At 55.4% G+C, this 14,434-nt stretch carries 13 protein-coding genes and 2 pseudogenes; 4 read left to right on the top strand and 11 right to left on the bottom strand.

Annotated features, from left to right (window positions below; translation table 11 throughout):
* Positions 1-91: 91 nt before the first annotated feature.
* The 4 genes and pseudogenes from WFO64_RS17550 to hipB form a co-directional block, all read right to left on the bottom strand.
* Positions 92-799 (bottom strand): annotated as a pseudogene (locus tag WFO64_RS17550) (M24 family metallopeptidase); the annotation flags it as partial.
* A 100-nt stretch (positions 800-899) separates the two neighbouring features.
* Positions 900-1,106, bottom strand: a complete 207-nt coding sequence (locus WFO64_RS17545; protein WP_337013339.1) for a type II toxin-antitoxin system MqsA family antitoxin — start codon at positions 1,104-1,106, stop codon at positions 900-902.
* Positions 1,107-1,220: 114 nt separating this feature from the next.
* Entirely contained in the window at positions 1,221-2,534 is a 1,314-nt protein-coding gene (locus WFO64_RS17540; RefSeq protein ID WP_337013338.1) for a type II toxin-antitoxin system HipA family toxin, read from the bottom strand.
* Complete coding sequence (hipB, locus tag WFO64_RS17535) at positions 2,534-2,782, bottom strand: type II toxin-antitoxin system antitoxin HipB (protein WP_337013337.1); 249 nt, start codon at positions 2,780-2,782, stop codon at positions 2,534-2,536. Before hipB ends, WFO64_RS17540 begins: the two co-directional genes overlap by 1 nt.
* A 180-nt stretch (positions 2,783-2,962) precedes the next feature.
* Here hipB and WFO64_RS17530 point away from each other — a divergent pair, with 180 nt between their 5' ends.
* Entirely contained in the window at positions 2,963-3,400 is a 438-nt protein-coding gene (locus WFO64_RS17530; protein ID WP_337013336.1) for a GNAT family N-acetyltransferase, read from the top strand.
* Here the strand turns inward: WFO64_RS17530 and WFO64_RS17525 are convergent.
* Positions 3,392-3,664, bottom strand: a pseudogene (locus tag WFO64_RS17525) (hypothetical protein); the annotation flags it as partial. The gene WFO64_RS17530 and the pseudogene WFO64_RS17525 overlap by 9 nt on opposite strands.
* Before the next feature lie 314 nt (positions 3,665-3,978).
* Between WFO64_RS17525 and WFO64_RS17520 the strand changes: the two are divergent.
* Together WFO64_RS17520 and WFO64_RS17515 are read left to right on the top strand one after the other, a co-directional pair.
* Positions 3,979-4,872: an SDR family oxidoreductase gene (locus WFO64_RS17520; protein ID WP_337013335.1), complete on the top strand. Its 894-nt coding sequence runs from the start codon at positions 3,979-3,981 to the stop codon at positions 4,870-4,872.
* 93 nt (positions 4,873-4,965) lie between these two features.
* Positions 4,966-6,795: a glycoside hydrolase family 15 protein gene (locus WFO64_RS17515; protein ID WP_337013334.1), complete on the top strand. Its 1,830-nt coding sequence runs from the start codon at positions 4,966-4,968 to the stop codon at positions 6,793-6,795.
* A gap of 34 nt (positions 6,796-6,829) precedes the next feature.
* On the opposite strand, the gene WFO64_RS17510 is transcribed toward WFO64_RS17515, so the two are convergent.
* The 5 genes from WFO64_RS17510 to WFO64_RS17490 all read right to left on the bottom strand — a co-directional run bounded on the left by WFO64_RS17510 (position 6,830) and on the right by WFO64_RS17490 (position 10,526).
* Positions 6,830-7,300 (bottom strand): RES family NAD+ phosphorylase, encoded by a 471-nt coding sequence (locus WFO64_RS17510; RefSeq protein ID WP_337013333.1) that lies wholly within the window; start codon positions 7,298-7,300, stop codon positions 6,830-6,832.
* A complete protein-coding gene (gene parS / locus WFO64_RS17505) occupies positions 7,300-7,752 on the bottom strand; it encodes a type II RES/Xre toxin-antitoxin system antitoxin (protein ID WP_337013332.1) in 453 nt (150 codons plus the stop codon). The genes WFO64_RS17510 and parS overlap by 1 nt, the downstream gene beginning before the upstream one ends.
* A gap of 96 nt (positions 7,753-7,848) precedes the next feature.
* Entirely contained in the window at positions 7,849-9,000 is a 1,152-nt protein-coding gene (ampC, locus tag WFO64_RS17500; protein WP_337013331.1) for a class C beta-lactamase, read from the bottom strand.
* A 31-nt stretch (positions 9,001-9,031) separates the two neighbouring features.
* Complete coding sequence (locus WFO64_RS17495) at positions 9,032-9,277, bottom strand: hypothetical protein (protein WP_337013330.1); 246 nt, start codon at positions 9,275-9,277, stop codon at positions 9,032-9,034.
* A gap of 67 nt (positions 9,278-9,344) precedes the next feature.
* A complete protein-coding gene (locus tag WFO64_RS17490; RefSeq protein ID WP_337013329.1) occupies positions 9,345-10,526 on the bottom strand; it encodes a glycosyltransferase family 4 protein in 1,182 nt (393 codons plus the stop codon).
* A 613-nt stretch (positions 10,527-11,139) separates the two neighbouring features.
* Here WFO64_RS17490 and hpxO point away from each other — a divergent pair.
* Complete coding sequence (hpxO, locus tag WFO64_RS17485; RefSeq protein ID WP_337013328.1) at positions 11,140-12,297, top strand: FAD-dependent urate hydroxylase HpxO; 1,158 nt, start codon at positions 11,140-11,142, stop codon at positions 12,295-12,297.
* A 50-nt stretch (positions 12,298-12,347) separates the two neighbouring features.
* Here the strand turns inward: hpxO and dcp are convergent, their stop codons facing one another.
* Positions 12,348-14,393 (bottom strand): peptidyl-dipeptidase Dcp, encoded by a 2,046-nt coding sequence (gene dcp / locus WFO64_RS17480; RefSeq protein ID WP_337013327.1) that lies wholly within the window; start codon positions 14,391-14,393, stop codon positions 12,348-12,350.
* Between the last annotated feature and the right edge of the window lie 41 nt (positions 14,394-14,434).

Raw genomic sequence — 14,434 nt, 5'->3', positions numbered from 1 at the left:
TCTGAGGCGCGTATCCTGACAGATGCGTCTGCCTTTTACTCTCAGTTAAATTTTACAAATTATTACCGGCCTGATGCGGCCGGTTAAGACCCTACTGGCGCACCAGCGCACGGCGCTTATCCAGTAAGAAAGGGCGCAAATACCCTACCGTGTTTGAGAGCAGAATCACCTCTTCTGGTAATCGGATCTTCAGCACCTCTGTCAGGTACGCTTTGCGTTGAGTCATACGCTGCCAGACATCAGGAAAACAACGCGCCAGTTCATCACGCAATGCTGCGTCGGCTAGCCCGACCGTATCCTCGATACTGCAGCCACCATAACCTGGCAATGACGGGATGATATCGATCTGCAGCAGCATACCGCTTTTCAGACTCACCGCTGAATCGGGATAGATAGGCGAGCTTAGCCACTCTTCGTCTGCGACCAGATGCCCTGGATTAAGATGCCAGCCATATTGCGTTTTGGGCAGTACCGTTTCGATAAGTGAATAGAGTTCGCCGCCGGTGATCCCGATCCGCAATTGCTCCAGCCAGCTTACTACCGCGTGATAATAGGGGATCGCCAGACGGGTCAGCCAATCCACAACGTTACACTGTAACTCAGAAGCTTCTCTGACTACGTAAGCGGATCGGCTGGTCAGCCCTCCTTTATAGCCGGTGGTAAGAGAGAGCTTGTCGCCCATCGCAATCCGTTTATCAGAAGGATAGAGCCGGGCGTGGGCAAAACGTTCACCCGTCGCGGCAATCGTCACCACCGTGTTTGGCTGCCCTTCTGCATTGAGTTGTGCGCCTAACTTCCTGGCTGGAGGATAATCAGGCCCGTTTTAAAGACTTAATAAAACGGTGAGTGAATAAACGTGAGTGTAAAAAGAAAAGCCCGCGATGTGCGGGCTCACTATGTCATTTGATGGGCACGCCTGCATTCTCCAGCGCTTCAGCCTTTTCAGGATACAACGCCGCCGTTCCGGCATTCATGATCACCGCACCACAGCGGATACAGTGATCGCCCTTCACATCTGCCACCACGTCATCCGGATTTCCCGTATTAAGACTGACGTCTCGCGTGGCATAAACAAACGCCTCTCCTTCACATCCCGGACACTTCATACCCTTACTCCCTTGTTAAGCCTGTCAAATAAGCATAGCTGACGAGGTTTTAGCTATACAGTGGAGTCACGCCTATTGTGTCGTTTTCAGGATATTGCCCGCTCATCACCGCCCTTACTCTTTATGGCGCAACCGCTCCAGCATAATCAGTGAATGGCTGAAAATGGCGTCGGCGATGTGCTGCGGAAAGTCGGCCGGTAGCGCATCGCGCACCGAGACCACAGCCTGAGGAAACGCCCGGATAAAGACGTCGAAGATCTGCTGCAGGCTGTCAGGATCAAAATTGACGCTTTTTGCCGTGGCGATAAAGTGGCGCGGGAAGATTTTGTCGATCTCGGTCTTCTTCCCCTTAGTGGCGCGCAGCCCCATCGCCAGTTTCAACGCGCGTTTGTTCAGACCGGTGCCGCCCAGTACCGGGTAAGCGGAGATCACATCATAAAAGGGAGTCAGTCGATAACTGCCGCCGCGCTCAATAAACAGTGAGAAGTTCTTGGCGTGACCGTCGGTTGCGCCAATCAGCCACTGAAACACCTGGAACATCATAAAGCGGTAGCGATCTTCGATGGCGTTGCTCGATCCCATCAGTATCTGCATGATCTCCGCAATGCCCGGCCCGCCATCCGACTCATATTTGGTTGACGAGGGCAGCCCCAGCACCTGACAGAAATCCTCCTGCGGCAGGCGAATCAGCCGGGTTTTATCGCGTGACCAGCGGCGGTCAAAACGTTCTACGGCCAGGGCGCGCATCTGTCCGGCACGGATAATCGTTGCCTGCGGCACGTCGATACCCAATGCGCGGGCCAGCGCCAGACAGAGATACTCATTCTCCACGCTTTCTCGCATATCCAGCGTCGCGGCCGGCTGTTTAATCTCGCCAATCGGCAGCTTAATGATATGTGAGGTGGGCGTTGCTCCGGCGGGAATACTCCAGCCCGATTCGGTCAGCAGCAGCGCGGTTTTCTCCTGCGCCCCCGCGACCGAGATACGGAAATCGGTCTCTTCCCGCAGCATCCCCAGCGGGATATCTGACTGATAGGCCGACAGCACGCTTTCGAGCCGGGGTTCATCCAGCACCTCATAGCGGGCCTGTAGTGCGGGCAGCGGCATATCGGGTGGCAACAGCATAGTCGCGCCGACGCTGTCACGTCCCACTTCCTGCAACAGATCAAACGGCTGACGGGATTTAATCTGGTAACGCGCCACAATTCTGTCACGAATCAACGGGCTATCTGGCAACAGATTATCGAAGAAATTAATCACAGCGTGTGAGGTGATCGCCTTTACCTGCAATGGCATAGAGAGTGACAGCGGCCTGGAGAGCGGATTACTCAGCCAGCCGGTATCATACTGAAACTCATGAGCGCCGTTTCGCTGCCGGGTGAGCACGCCCACCCGCTCGCCGTTCATCCACGCAATCAGCCTTTGCATTACCACGCATCCTCATCATGCAACTGAGGCGCACTGGCCTCCTCTTTCTCCAGGACTTCCAGACTCAGTTCCAGCGACTGTAACAGCTTAAACAGCGTTGCCAGCGAGGTGCTGTCAGGGGCATTTTCAAAGTGAGAGATGGTGGCCTGTTTCAGGCCCACCTTTTTCGCCAGCTCGCTTTGGGTCCAGCCATTGCGCTGGCGGATAAGCTTTAGCCGGTTTGCCAGCTGAAGCGGGCTATATATCATGGGGTGACTCCTTCTGCATCACAGGCTGTAAGCATAGCGCAGACGATTTATCCCCGATAGGGTATAAATTGACGTTTATCCCCCAAAGGGGATAATAATTAATTTATACCCTATAAAGGATATCCATGCAATTATCCTCTGCGGGGGATAATCAGGAACCACGCTTTCAAGAGGACGAGGATGAGCACATTTACCCTTACCCATCAGGTCAACGACGACGATCGGGATGAACTGCTGACAGGACTGGGAGCTTACAACCGGCAATTTATCAGCCGCGATAATTGGGGACCGCTGTCGGTTTCTCACAGAGACGAACAGGGAACGTTGCGCGGGGGACTGATCGCCGCACGCAAAGGAAACTGGCTCTGTATCGATTATCTCTGGGTAGACGAAACATTACGTGCCAGTGGTCTGGGCAGCGCACTGCTGGAAGCCGCAGAGCAGGAGGCGGGAAAGATGGGATGTTTCTATGCGCTGGTGGATACCTTCAGCTTTCAGGCTCTGCCGTTTTATCAGAAGCTGGGTTATCAGCCGCAGATGTCCCTGCCCGATTTTCCGCAAACCGGTATGCAACGTCATTATCTGACCAAAACGCTAAGGCCAAAGGAATCACGCTGACCGCAGTGCAGTCAGCGTGACAGGGTCACGGATACAGGGTCGTTGTAACCCGGCAATGCGGCGCAGATCCGCTTCGGCTCCGATTGCCACGGCCAGGACCAGCGCACCTCTGGTGATGCGAGCGCCTTCGGTGTTAAACGGGTGGTACCAGCCGCCCGTCTCTTTCACCAGGCAGTAACCCGCCAGCCAATTCCAGGCGTGCAGATAGGATTCGTCGTACCCCACGACCCGACCTGCGGCGACTCAGGCCAGCATCAATGCACCCACGCTATATCCGGTAGAGGTATCTGGCAGGGTGTGATTTACGGCGGTTAACCGCCCTTTTATATTTTCTGCCGACATGATTTATGTGCTGAAATAATTCACAACAGATTTTACGCTTCGCTTTTATTAGCCGCTCCTTGCCCCGAAAAATATTCGGACGCTACGGCACATAATGCCGATTTCCTGTCTACGCTTTATCTGCATTATTAATTCACTCTGGTTTTGCCTGCTCAATGAATCAGCAGTCAGATGTGACAAATATCACATTTGTGCCAGGCTTAATGTCTCAGAAAACTCTGTTCAAGGAGCATACAATGGCTACACCCACTAACAAGACGCTCGATCTGGATCAATTTCCTAAGCCTCCTTTTGAGGACCAGCCACAACAGGCGCCGGGCCTGGCCAGCAAAATGATCCCGGTTCCCGATCACGGTGAAACCAGCTACCGCGGCACAGGCCGACTGACCGGTCGCAAGGCGCTGATCACTGGCGGTGACTCCGGTATTGGCCGCGCGGTGGCTATCGCTTATGCTCGTGAAGGCGCAGATGTGGTGATCAACTACCTGCCCGAAGAACAGCCCGACGCCGATGAAGTGATTAAAGTCATTGAAGCGGAAGGCCGCAAAGTTTTTGCTATTCCTGGTGACATTCGTTCTGAAGAATTCTGTCAGCAGCTGGTTAAAGAAGCAGCCGAAAAATTAGGCGGACTGGATATTCTGGTTAATAACGCCGGTCGTCAGCAGTTTAATGAGTCCATCCGTACATTGAGTACTGAAGATTTTGACGCGACGTTTAAAACCAACGTTTATGCAATGTTCTGGATCACCAAAGCGGCGCTGGAATATCTGCCACGCGGTGCTTCTATTATTAATACTTCGTCCGTACAGGCGTTTAAACCCAGCGACATTCTGCTTGATTATGCGCAGACCAAAGCGGCTATTGTCGCCTTTACCAAGTCTCTGGCTAAGCAGTTGGGTGGCGACGGTATCCGGGTCAATGCAGTCGCACCCGGCCCTTACTGGACCGTGCTGCAGTCCAGCGGCGGACAGCCGATGGAGAAAGTGAAGCAATTTGGTGCCGACTCACCATTGGGCCGTCCGGGTCAGCCGGTTGAGATCGCCCCGCTCTACGTTACCCTGGCCTCAACTGAGAGCAGCTACTCCTCCGGTCAGGTCTGGTGCTCCGATGGCGGCACCGGCACGCTGTAATCTTCCTTTGGTGGCCGCATAACGCGGCCATTTTTTTGTCCCGCATTTGTCCTCTCAGGCAACGATCGTAACCGTGAAACAAGGAAGCAGATCATGAAAAACAAGGTCTTTCATTCGCCGGTCAGAGAAGATGGCTTTGCCGGTCCTGGCGATTATGCCGCCATCGGTGAAGGCCGCTCAGTGGCGCTGATTGCGCCGGATGGTTCTATTGACTGGTGGTGCGCGCCCAATCTCGACGCGAAACCGTTGTTTGATCGCCTGCTTGACGCCGGACTCGGTGGCTACTTTCAGATCGCCCCGCGCGCACCTTATCAGGTCTCGCGCCGCTACCGTGACAACAGCAACGTGCTGGAAACCCGCTTCGACACCGACAGCGGTGCCGTACTACTGACCGAATCAATAAACAGTACGCTGGCGGGCCGTCTCCCCTGGTGCGAACTGGCGCGCCGCATTGAGGGCGTCAGCGGTGAAGTAGAATTAGCGATTACCCTGCGCTTCGGTACCGCAGCCGAAACCCGTTCACCGTGGGTAGCCGACAATGAGAAAGGCAAGGTATTTCATATCGCCGACATCATGGCGATGTTCCGCACCAGCGAAGATATTGAGATCACACTGCGGGATGACGAGCAGGTTTGTGCCACGCTACGCACCGCTGCCGGTTCCCGTTCACTCTGCGCACTGCTGGTTACCGAAAAAGAACCGCTGGCGGTGCCGCCGCTGGAGGCTATCGATCAGCGGATTGAAACCAGCCACACCGGCTGGACCCGTTGGGTAGAAACCCTGAGTTATGCCGGTCGCTATCCGGCGCTGGTGAAGCGTTCTGCCCTGTCGCTGAAGTTTCTCTGGTACTCCCCGACTGGCGCGCTGGCTGCTGCTGCGACCACCTCCTTGCCGGAGGGGATTGGCGGCGAGAAAAATTATGACTACCGCTACGCCTGGGTGCGCGACGCCTGCCTGATTATTAAAGCGTTCGTCTATATCGGGGCGCTGGAAGATTGCAAAGCGGCCTTTTCCTGGCTGTCACAGACAATCATGCGCCACGGCGTCAGGCTGCGCGCCTGCTATGCCCTCAATGGCGATGACGTACCCGCAGAGCGTTATCCGTCACTGAGCGGCTATATGAACTCTCAGCCGGTGCGAGTCGGCAATAATGCCCGCGACCAGTTGCAGCTCAGTATGTATGGCGACATGCTGGTAACAGCGCAGCGGTTTATTGAGGCGGGACATGTGCTGGATATCACCACTTCGCGCATGCTGGGCGAACTGGCGAACTGCTGCGCCGATCACTGGCGGCAGAAAGATTGTGGCATCTGGGAACTGCCGGAGCTGCAGCACTATACCCAATCCAAAATGGCCTGCTGGATGGCGCTGGATCGGGCTGTGGCGCTGGCAGAAAGCCAGCATATCGAACCCACCTGGCTGGGGCGCTGGCAGCGGGAACGAGATCGTATCCGGGACTGGATTGAGTCGCACTGCTGGTCGGAAGAACAGCAGGCGTATCTTTTTTACGCCGGCAGTGACGATCGCCTTGACGCGTCGCTGGCGCTGGTTCACAGATACGGTAAAGCGGTCAATCCTCAGCGGATGCTCTCGACCTGTCGCGCAATCCGTCAAAAACTGGGTGACGGCAGCGCCATGCTCTACCGCTACAGCGGAGTCAGAAATGAAGAGAGTACCTTCCTTGCCTGTGCCTTCTGGCTGGTGGAAGCCTGGGCGGAAATGGGTGAGCCAGACCAGGCTGAACAAGCGATGCAGGAGATTCTGGCTACACTGGACGGTCAGGGTAACGTCGATATTTTCAATGAGATGTATGATGTCCGTAGTCAGAGCTGGCGTGGCAATATGCCGCAGGGACTGAGCCATCTGGCGCTGATCTGCGCGGCGCAGGCGATATCTACATCGCAGGCGTCGGCGTCGGCGTGATGAGATGCGGTGGGGAAAGTGGCGAATGATCACCCTACTGTAATCGAAAGCGCGGATCGAAAAAAAACGGCTCCACCACCACTTCACTGATGATGCCAGCCGCCGCCGGATGACGGGGATTTAACAGCGCATTCCATTCACCGGTCAGCGTGCTCGGCACTTTCAGCACCAGCCCGTTGTCCGGGCTGGCCAGCCAGTCATCACCGATCTGCCGCGTCGAAGAGGGCGCAGGATCGGCCTGCCAGTCGCCGGGTAACGCCTCCAGCGAGAGTTCGGTAATCAGCGATTCCGGCACGCTAATCGACAGCATGGCGTAGTCGTGTGACACATCCTGAACGGTAAGATGAACCAGCGCCTCCAGTACACAGAGCGCCCGGCTCGATCCCATATAGACACAGACCATTCCCACTGAGTTCCAGCGCCCGCCGTAAGTGCGGGCACCAAAACCATCAAAGGCGGTCATCGCATACTCACTTTTCACCAGACGAAAGAAAGGGATCGCCATCAGGTGATCACGCCATGCTCAAGCTGGCCAATCAGGTTGATCACCGCCTCCGCACCCGCCACCGTGGTGGTCATCTCCGCCGGTTTCTTACCGCCCAGCGCTTTGGCGGGGGTTTCCAGCCACTGAACCAGACGCGGCCTGTCGTCGCGAAACAGTTTACTGGCGGCAGAAAGGACGCGGATTAGCATATAGATCCGGCCGCTCTGATCGGGTGAAAAAGTCTGCTGAGGGTCTTTAACTTTGCGATTGTAGGTAGTGCGATCGATGCCCGCCAGACGGCACAACCAGCCCTCGTCAAAGGTGGAGAGCGATGCGGTGCGTTTCAGCACGCCGCTGCTGAAACCCACCGCGATACGCTGGTGCGCATCGGGCAGGGTTTCCGGCAGATTAAGGGCATGCAGCAGCGTAGTGTTGCGACGATGCTGAGCGGGTGTATAAATGGCGATGGACATAACAGCCCTCCTGTTCATTTGATTTCAATTTTAGCGCAGATGAACAGAAGGTGCCAGCCTTCCCCTGGTGCGCAGCAACAGAGCAACGTGTGTTACTCAAAGTTGCCCCTGCTGTAAAGCCTGCAGAATCTGCCACGCTGCCTTTATACGCAGTGGATTGGGGTAATTCTTGTTGGCGAGCATCACGATGCCGCTGTTCTTTTGAGGAATAAAGGCGATATAGGCACCAAATCCGTTAGTGGCACCGGTTTTATGCACCCAGCTCGCGCTCTGCGACGGCCCGGCAGGGTTCAACTGAGACGCCGGACGCGGTTGCAGCGCAACACCATTGTCATTGTCGCCGATCAGCGTGTCGGCTGTGACGGGCCAGTCGTAGATCTCCCAGCCCAGCCCCTGAAACAGGCTACCGACTTTGAAGTAGCGCGACTGTGCGGTGCGGATGGCATTCCGCAGTACAGCATTGCCCGAGGATAAACGGTTAGGATCCACATTCGCCTGCATAAAGGTAAGCATATCGCGTGCGGTTGATTTGATACCATAGGCTTCTGCATCCAGCATGCCGGGTGAGACCCGGATCGGCTGGCCATTTTTATAGCCCCAGGCGTAATTCAGCATCATTGACGGCGGCACGGTGAGATAGGTGCGCGTCAGGCGCAATGGCTGAAACACATTTCGCTCCATCGCCTGCTCATAATCGCCCTTCACCATCAGCGATCCAAACAGGCCGATACTGGCGTTAGAGTACTGGCGCAGCGTGCCTGGCGCAGCCTGTGGCTGCCACGCCTGATAAAATTTCAGCAGCGAAACCTGATCGGTAACCTCTTCCGGCAGTTGCAGCGGCAGCCCGCCCGCGGTATAGGTCGCCAGATGCAGCATCCGCACCGGACGCCACTGCTCACCTTTCAGCTCCGGCCAGTACTTCTGCACCGGATCGTTCAGCCGTATTTCGCCATTGCGGACCATGATCCCGGCCAGAGTGCCGGTAAAGATTTTACTCACCGAACCCAGCTCAAACAGCGTGTTTTCCGTGACCCGGCGGCGTGACTCAAGATCGGCCTCGCCGAAGTTCACAAACTGCGTCCGGCCTTTGTAAAGTACCGCCACCGACATGCCCGGGATCGCCTGCTGCGCCATCAGCGGTTCAATCGCGGCCTGAACCAGAGAGGTGACCTGCTGTGAGGAGAGATCGGCGGCAACACAACGGGCAGAAAGAGACAATAATGCAAGGTAAAACAAAGACTTTTTCATTGGTAACTATGGGTTTCTTCACTGAGTCGGGTTATTTACATTGGCTGGCACAGGCCTGAACGCATATTTGAGCCTCTGAACTGCAGGCTCCGCTGTCCCGGGTGTTGCAATGGGAGCGTTCAACGTAGCAGTTCGTCTGACAGGCGGAGAGATCACAGCGGGCCGCGACGGGCGTCAGCTGTGCCAGGGGGGCGCGGGCCGGGAAAAGCGGTGCGGGCTGAGCGAAGGCGCTGCTGCCCAGTAATCCGGACAGCAGCAGCGTGAGGATAATTTTCATAAGAGTTCTCCAGTGGTACGCAGCCCTTAGTATGGCTAGTCTGGCGCACCCCGTCAGAGAAATTTAGTCAAATTGAGACAACAGGGGGATGTTGAGTGGCATTAGCCACGCCACGGCTGTAGATATCATTGAGCCGGGCAATGTAACGCTGAGTATCATGCTGATCTTTGATGCGCAGAATCGCCGCCTCACCTTTCTCCTGCAGCATTTCAGGATGGTCGATGATGGCGAGCAGCGTCGATTTTAGCCCCGCCACCAGCGACTGACGCAGCTGCGCCTTCTGCTCTGGCGAGTTAACGCTGTATTCACGATCGGCGTTCAGCGGACTCGCAATCACCCAGCCCGCGCTGGCGGGATTAATCTCCGGCAAGGCGCGAACGTTGCTGGTGATGACCGGACAGCCGTTAGCCTGCATCTCCAGCACCGAGAAACCATAAGTCTCCTGCCAGGTCGGTAACAATCCGGCATCACTCTGGCGAAACAGCTGCATCAGTGCGCCATTGTCCATCCGCGAATGATGCGTAAAGCAGCGATAGCGTTTGATGCGGTTCTCAATGCCGCCCCAGAAAGCTTCATCATCCTGGAACTGGCGGTGAGCAACATTGTGACGCTTGGTGAGATCGCCAATCAACTGCACATCCAGCTGCGATTCCTCCAGCCTGCGCTCTTCAATCAGCTCGCTGATCGCCAGCACCACTTCAGCCCCGCCTTTGCGATAAAATTCGTTCCCGGCAAATATCAGTTTCAGAATACCGGGCTGACGCGGCGTTTTATGCTGAACAAACAGCTTTTGTGGCGGATGCAGCACCAGGGTTTTGCGGCGGATTTGCTGAGCGACATCCGGCTTGAACAGCTTCATCTGAATATTCAGTGTGGCGTCCGAGATAGCAATTAGCCCCAGGCAGTTCTCTTTTAGCAGATGGGGAATTAAGCGCTTTAGTTCGGGGTTATCCTGCTTGGCAACGCCAGCAACCGGCAACACACGCGGCAGCTCAGTTTCAAATGACGCGATCCACTTCTGAGGGGTAATCGCGACTTCATTGAACAGATGCAGAATGTCAGCCCGCGATGCCCCTGAAAAAGGCACAGGCTGAAAGACAAAGGTTTTATTTTTTTTGAGCAATCGGGTTCGTAACGGGTTAATAAAATAGAACAGATTGCTCTTTTTCAGATTGATATATTCATTATCCGGATTAACTAAGATATTACGTTGCTCCGGATAATGGTTATTCGTGATTCCTATTTTCATGTTTACCTTCCAGAGTCCTTGTATCTGGAGAGATCTATATCACGTGTTCGCTATCAATATATTTGAGCAATATCCTAAAAGCCCGTCCGGACACGAATTTTCCGGTTTTACTAATGATTTCTCACGCTGCAAAAACCGTCACATTTGTTTCGGAATATGAATATGCATTATTTATTAACAACTATGTTGAACTGTGTCAGGGCAACTCACTACTGAATTCAGGGGTTATTTAACAGCAATAGATACACCAATTGTTATGTAAATGTTTAATTATTTATCAGGAGCGCCATTAAAGCGGAGCGGTAATATAGTTTATAATTTTTAATGTAATAATGCTGGCAGCGCGGGAACCTGGTCCATGCGTCCCACTTGCGGATAATTGTCCCTGCTTCCCTGGTGATGAAACAAATGATACAGCCCGCGCATACGCGCACGCTTTTGGTCCCCTGGTTTGCCACATTTAAGTGCATCCGACTGTGAGGAAGACGCAGACAAGGCGTCCTTACGGATATATTAACCCACTGAATTTGAGTACTATTATAATAATTCCGCGGGTAACTCTCTCTCTGGTACAAAAGTTGCAGTTAAAAAGGCATGCAGAGAGGAGAGTATTATGAAAGCAATCGTGATTGGTGGCGGTATTGGCGGAATGACCAGCGCCATTGCGCTGGAAAAAGCCGGAATTGAGGTTGATGTCTTTGAAGCGGTACACGCGATGAAACCGGTTGGCGCGGCGATTTCCATCTGGCCCAACGGTGTGAAATGCCTCAATGCACTGGGAATGAAGACCGCACTGCGTAAGCTGGGCGGTAATATGGCGTATATGGCCTATCACGACGGCGCAACCGGTGCGCCCCTGACCCGCTTCAGCATGGCACCGCTGGTGCAGCAGGTTGGCGAATATCCCTGTCCGGTGGCGCGGGCTGAACTGCAGGCGATGCTGATTGATACTTTTGGGCGTGAACGAGTGCAGTTTGGTAAGCGGGTAATCCAGGTCGAACAGACCGGGAACGGCGTTATTGCTACCTTCTCCGACAACAGTCAGGCCACCGGGGATTTCCTGATTGCCGCTGATGGTACGCATTCGGTGATCCGCGAATATGTGCTGGAGCAGAAGCTGGAGCGACGCTACGCCGGTTACGTTAACTGGAATGGTCTGGTTACCATTGATGAGCGTATTGCGCCCGCCAATCAGTGGACCACTTTTGTCGGTGACGGCAAACGGGTGTCGCTGATGCCGGTCAGCGGCAATCGGTTTTACTTCTTCTTTGATGTGCCGCTGCCAAAGGGACTGCCGCAGGATCGCAGCACAGTGAAAGCGGACTTAGTTGGCTATTTCCAGGGCTGGGCGGAGCCGGTGCAGCAGCTGATCGCAGCAATTAATCCCGATAGCACCAATCGGGTTGAGATCCACGACATCGAACCTTTCAGCCGATTTGTCAAAGGTCGCGTTGCCTTGCTTGGCGATGCGGCCCACAGCACCACGCCAGACATCGGTCAGGGCGGCTGTGCGGCGATGGAAGATGCTGTGGTACTGGCCTCAACGCTGGCTTCCCATTCGCTGGGCATTGAAGATGCGCTGTTACGCTATCAGGCACGACGGGTTGAACGGGTAAAAGATCTGGTGCTGAAAGCGCGCAAACGCTGTGACGTCACCCATGCGCGCGATCCGGCGATTACAGCAGAATGGTATCACTCCCTGAAAAACGAAACCGGTGAACGGGTGCTGGCCGGTATGTGCGAAACCATTGAAGGCGGCCCGTTGGGTTAAAACGAATAAGGCCGGGCTATCAGCGCGCTACCGCTTGACAGCCCGTGGTGTTATGAATCCGCCAGACCGCGATTTTTCAGCATTGGCTCCAGCTGAGGGGGTGCGCCCCGCCAGCTTTCATACAGCGTTTTAAGATCGCTGCTGTTGCCACGCGACAGGATGTGCTGCCGGAAGATGTCGCCATTCTCACGCGTCAGTCCGCCTTGCTCCACAAACCACTGATAGCCATCGTCGGCGAGCATCTGTGTCCAGATATAGGCGTAATAACCCGCGGCGTAGCCACCCCCCCATATGTGCTGAAAATAGCTGGAGCGATAGCGCGGCGGCACCGCCGTCAGGGCCAGATTGTCGCTCTGCAGCGCCTGCTGCTCGAATCCTTCCACGCTTTGCGGGGCGGAATCACTGTTAAGGCTGTGCCAGTGCAGATCCAGCAGCGCGGCAGCCAGCAGCTCGCTCATCTCATAGCCTTTGTTGAATGTCGCGGCTTGTACGATCTTTTCATGCAGATCTGCGGGCATTGGCTCCTGAGTCTGATAATGACGGGCATAGTTGCGGAACACCGCCGGTTCACTGGCCCAGTGCTCATTGATCTGTGAGGGAAACTCGACAAAATCGCGCGGGGTTTCTGTTCCCGACAGGCTCGGATAACGCTGGCTGGCAAACAGGCCGTGCAGCGTGTGCCCGAACTCGTGAAACATTGTGATGACATCGTCCCAGCTCAGCAATGCCGGTTCACCCGCCGGCGGTTTTGGGTAGTTACAGACGTTGTAGATCACCGGTTTGCTGTCGAGCAGTGTTGACTGGTTGACGAAGTTACTCATCCATGCACCGCCGCCCTTGCTGTCACGCTTAAAGAAGTCAGTGTAAAACAGCGCCAGCGGGGTCTCATCGGCATCGAAAATCTCAAAGACCTGGACGTCGGGATGGTAAACCGGCAGGTCCTGTCGCGGGGTAAAACGGATGCCATAGAGCTGCGCCGCCGCCCAGAACACCCCATTCTGCAAGACCGAATTAAGTTCAAAGTAGGGCTTAATCTGGCTCTCATCCAGATCGTAACGGGCGCGCCGCACCTGTTCAGCATAAAAACGCCAGTCCCAGGCCTGCAGGGTAAAATCGCCCTGCTGCTGATCGATGGTCTGCTGGATGGCCGCTGCTTCACGTTCGGCACGGGTGCGCGCGGCAGGGACGATGTTACGCATAAACGCCAGCGCCGCACCGGGCGTTTTTGCCATCTGATCCTGCAGTTTCCACTCGGCATAGCTGGCAAAACCCAGCAACCGCGCCTGCTCCGCCCTGACCTGCGCCAGCCGTAATACCCCCTCGCGGGTGTCGTTCTCATCGCCTTTTTCAGTTCGGGTGATACCCGCCTGAAACAGCGCTTCTCGGGTTCCGCGATCGGCGAGGCTTTGCAGCGCCGGTTGCTGCGTGGTGTTCTGCAGCGCCAGCAGCCAGCGCTTTTCCAGACCGCGCGCACGCGCTTCCGCCTGCGCCACCGCCAGGTCGGCCGGTGACAGTCCCGCCAGCTTCTGCAGATCATCGACCACCAGCCCGCCCGCTTTAGTGGCGGCCAGCAGTCTGTTGGTAAAACGGGTACTGAGGCGCGCCGCTTCCTGATTCAGTGCTTTAAGCTGCTGTTTCTGCGCCTCCGGCAGATTGGCGCCCGCCAGCTGGAAACGCTGCCAGATCACCTCAACCAGTCGTTTTGATTCGGCATCCAGTTTCGTGCGCTGCAGGTAGACGGCATCGAGCCGTGAAAACAGCGGGCGGTTAAGCATGATGTCATCGTTGAGCGCGGTAAGCTGAGGGGCGACCTCCTCCTCCACCTGCTGCAGATAGGGGCTGGTATGTGCCGAGGTCATGGCGCTGAAGACCAGATTCACCCGGTTGAGCAGCTGTCCGCTTTTCTCCAGCGCTTCATAAGTGTTGAGAAAGGTGGGTGCTTCGCTGTTCAGGGCGATCGCCTCGATTTCCTGGCGCTTCTCCTCAATGCCCGCCTGCAGCGCGGGCAGGAAATCCTGCTCCTCAATCTGGTCAAAAGGAGGTGTCTGGTAAGGCAGTGTGCTGACGCTAAAGAAGGGATTCTGTCGGGCGTTCATGGTTCGCTCCTGATGGGCATCGCAAAGTCTTATCCTGACAG

Origin of the sequence: Pantoea sp. AS142 (assembly GCF_037152305.1) — a bacterium.
In the GTDB taxonomy this organism is placed as follows: Bacteria; Pseudomonadota; Gammaproteobacteria; order Enterobacterales; family Enterobacteriaceae; genus Pantoea.
The sequence above is the reverse complement of the archived record's forward strand: the minus strand, read 5'-3'. Positions and strand labels throughout refer to the sequence as shown.

Coding starts and splice junctions, on each gene's coding strand:
- WFO64_RS17545 (WP_337013339.1), bottom strand. CDS start 1,106: ATGAAGTGTCCGGGATGTGAAGGAGAGGCGTTTGTTTATGCCACGCGA.
- WFO64_RS17540 (WP_337013338.1), bottom strand. CDS start 2,534: ATGCAAAGGCTGATTGCGTGGATGAACGGCGAGCGGGTGGGCGTGCTC.
- hipB (WP_337013337.1), bottom strand. CDS start 2,782: ATGATATATAGCCCGCTTCAGCTGGCAAACCGGCTAAAGCTTATCCGC.
- WFO64_RS17530 (WP_337013336.1), top strand. CDS start 2,963: ATGAGCACATTTACCCTTACCCATCAGGTCAACGACGACGATCGGGAT.
- WFO64_RS17520 (WP_337013335.1), top strand. CDS start 3,979: ATGGCTACACCCACTAACAAGACGCTCGATCTGGATCAATTTCCTAAG.
- WFO64_RS17515 (WP_337013334.1), top strand. CDS start 4,966: ATGAAAAACAAGGTCTTTCATTCGCCGGTCAGAGAAGATGGCTTTGCC.
- WFO64_RS17510 (WP_337013333.1), bottom strand. CDS start 7,300: ATGGCGATCCCTTTCTTTCGTCTGGTGAAAAGTGAGTATGCGATGACC.
- parS (WP_337013332.1), bottom strand. CDS start 7,752: ATGTCCATCGCCATTTATACACCCGCTCAGCATCGTCGCAACACTACG.
- ampC (WP_337013331.1), bottom strand. CDS start 9,000: ATGAAAAAGTCTTTGTTTTACCTTGCATTATTGTCTCTTTCTGCCCGT.
- WFO64_RS17495 (WP_337013330.1), bottom strand. CDS start 9,277: ATGAAAATTATCCTCACGCTGCTGCTGTCCGGATTACTGGGCAGCAGC.
- WFO64_RS17490 (WP_337013329.1), bottom strand. CDS start 10,526: ATGAAAATAGGAATCACGAATAACCATTATCCGGAGCAACGTAATATC.
- hpxO (WP_337013328.1), top strand. CDS start 11,140: ATGAAAGCAATCGTGATTGGTGGCGGTATTGGCGGAATGACCAGCGCC.
- dcp (WP_337013327.1), bottom strand. CDS start 14,393: ATGAACGCCCGACAGAATCCCTTCTTTAGCGTCAGCACACTGCCTTAC.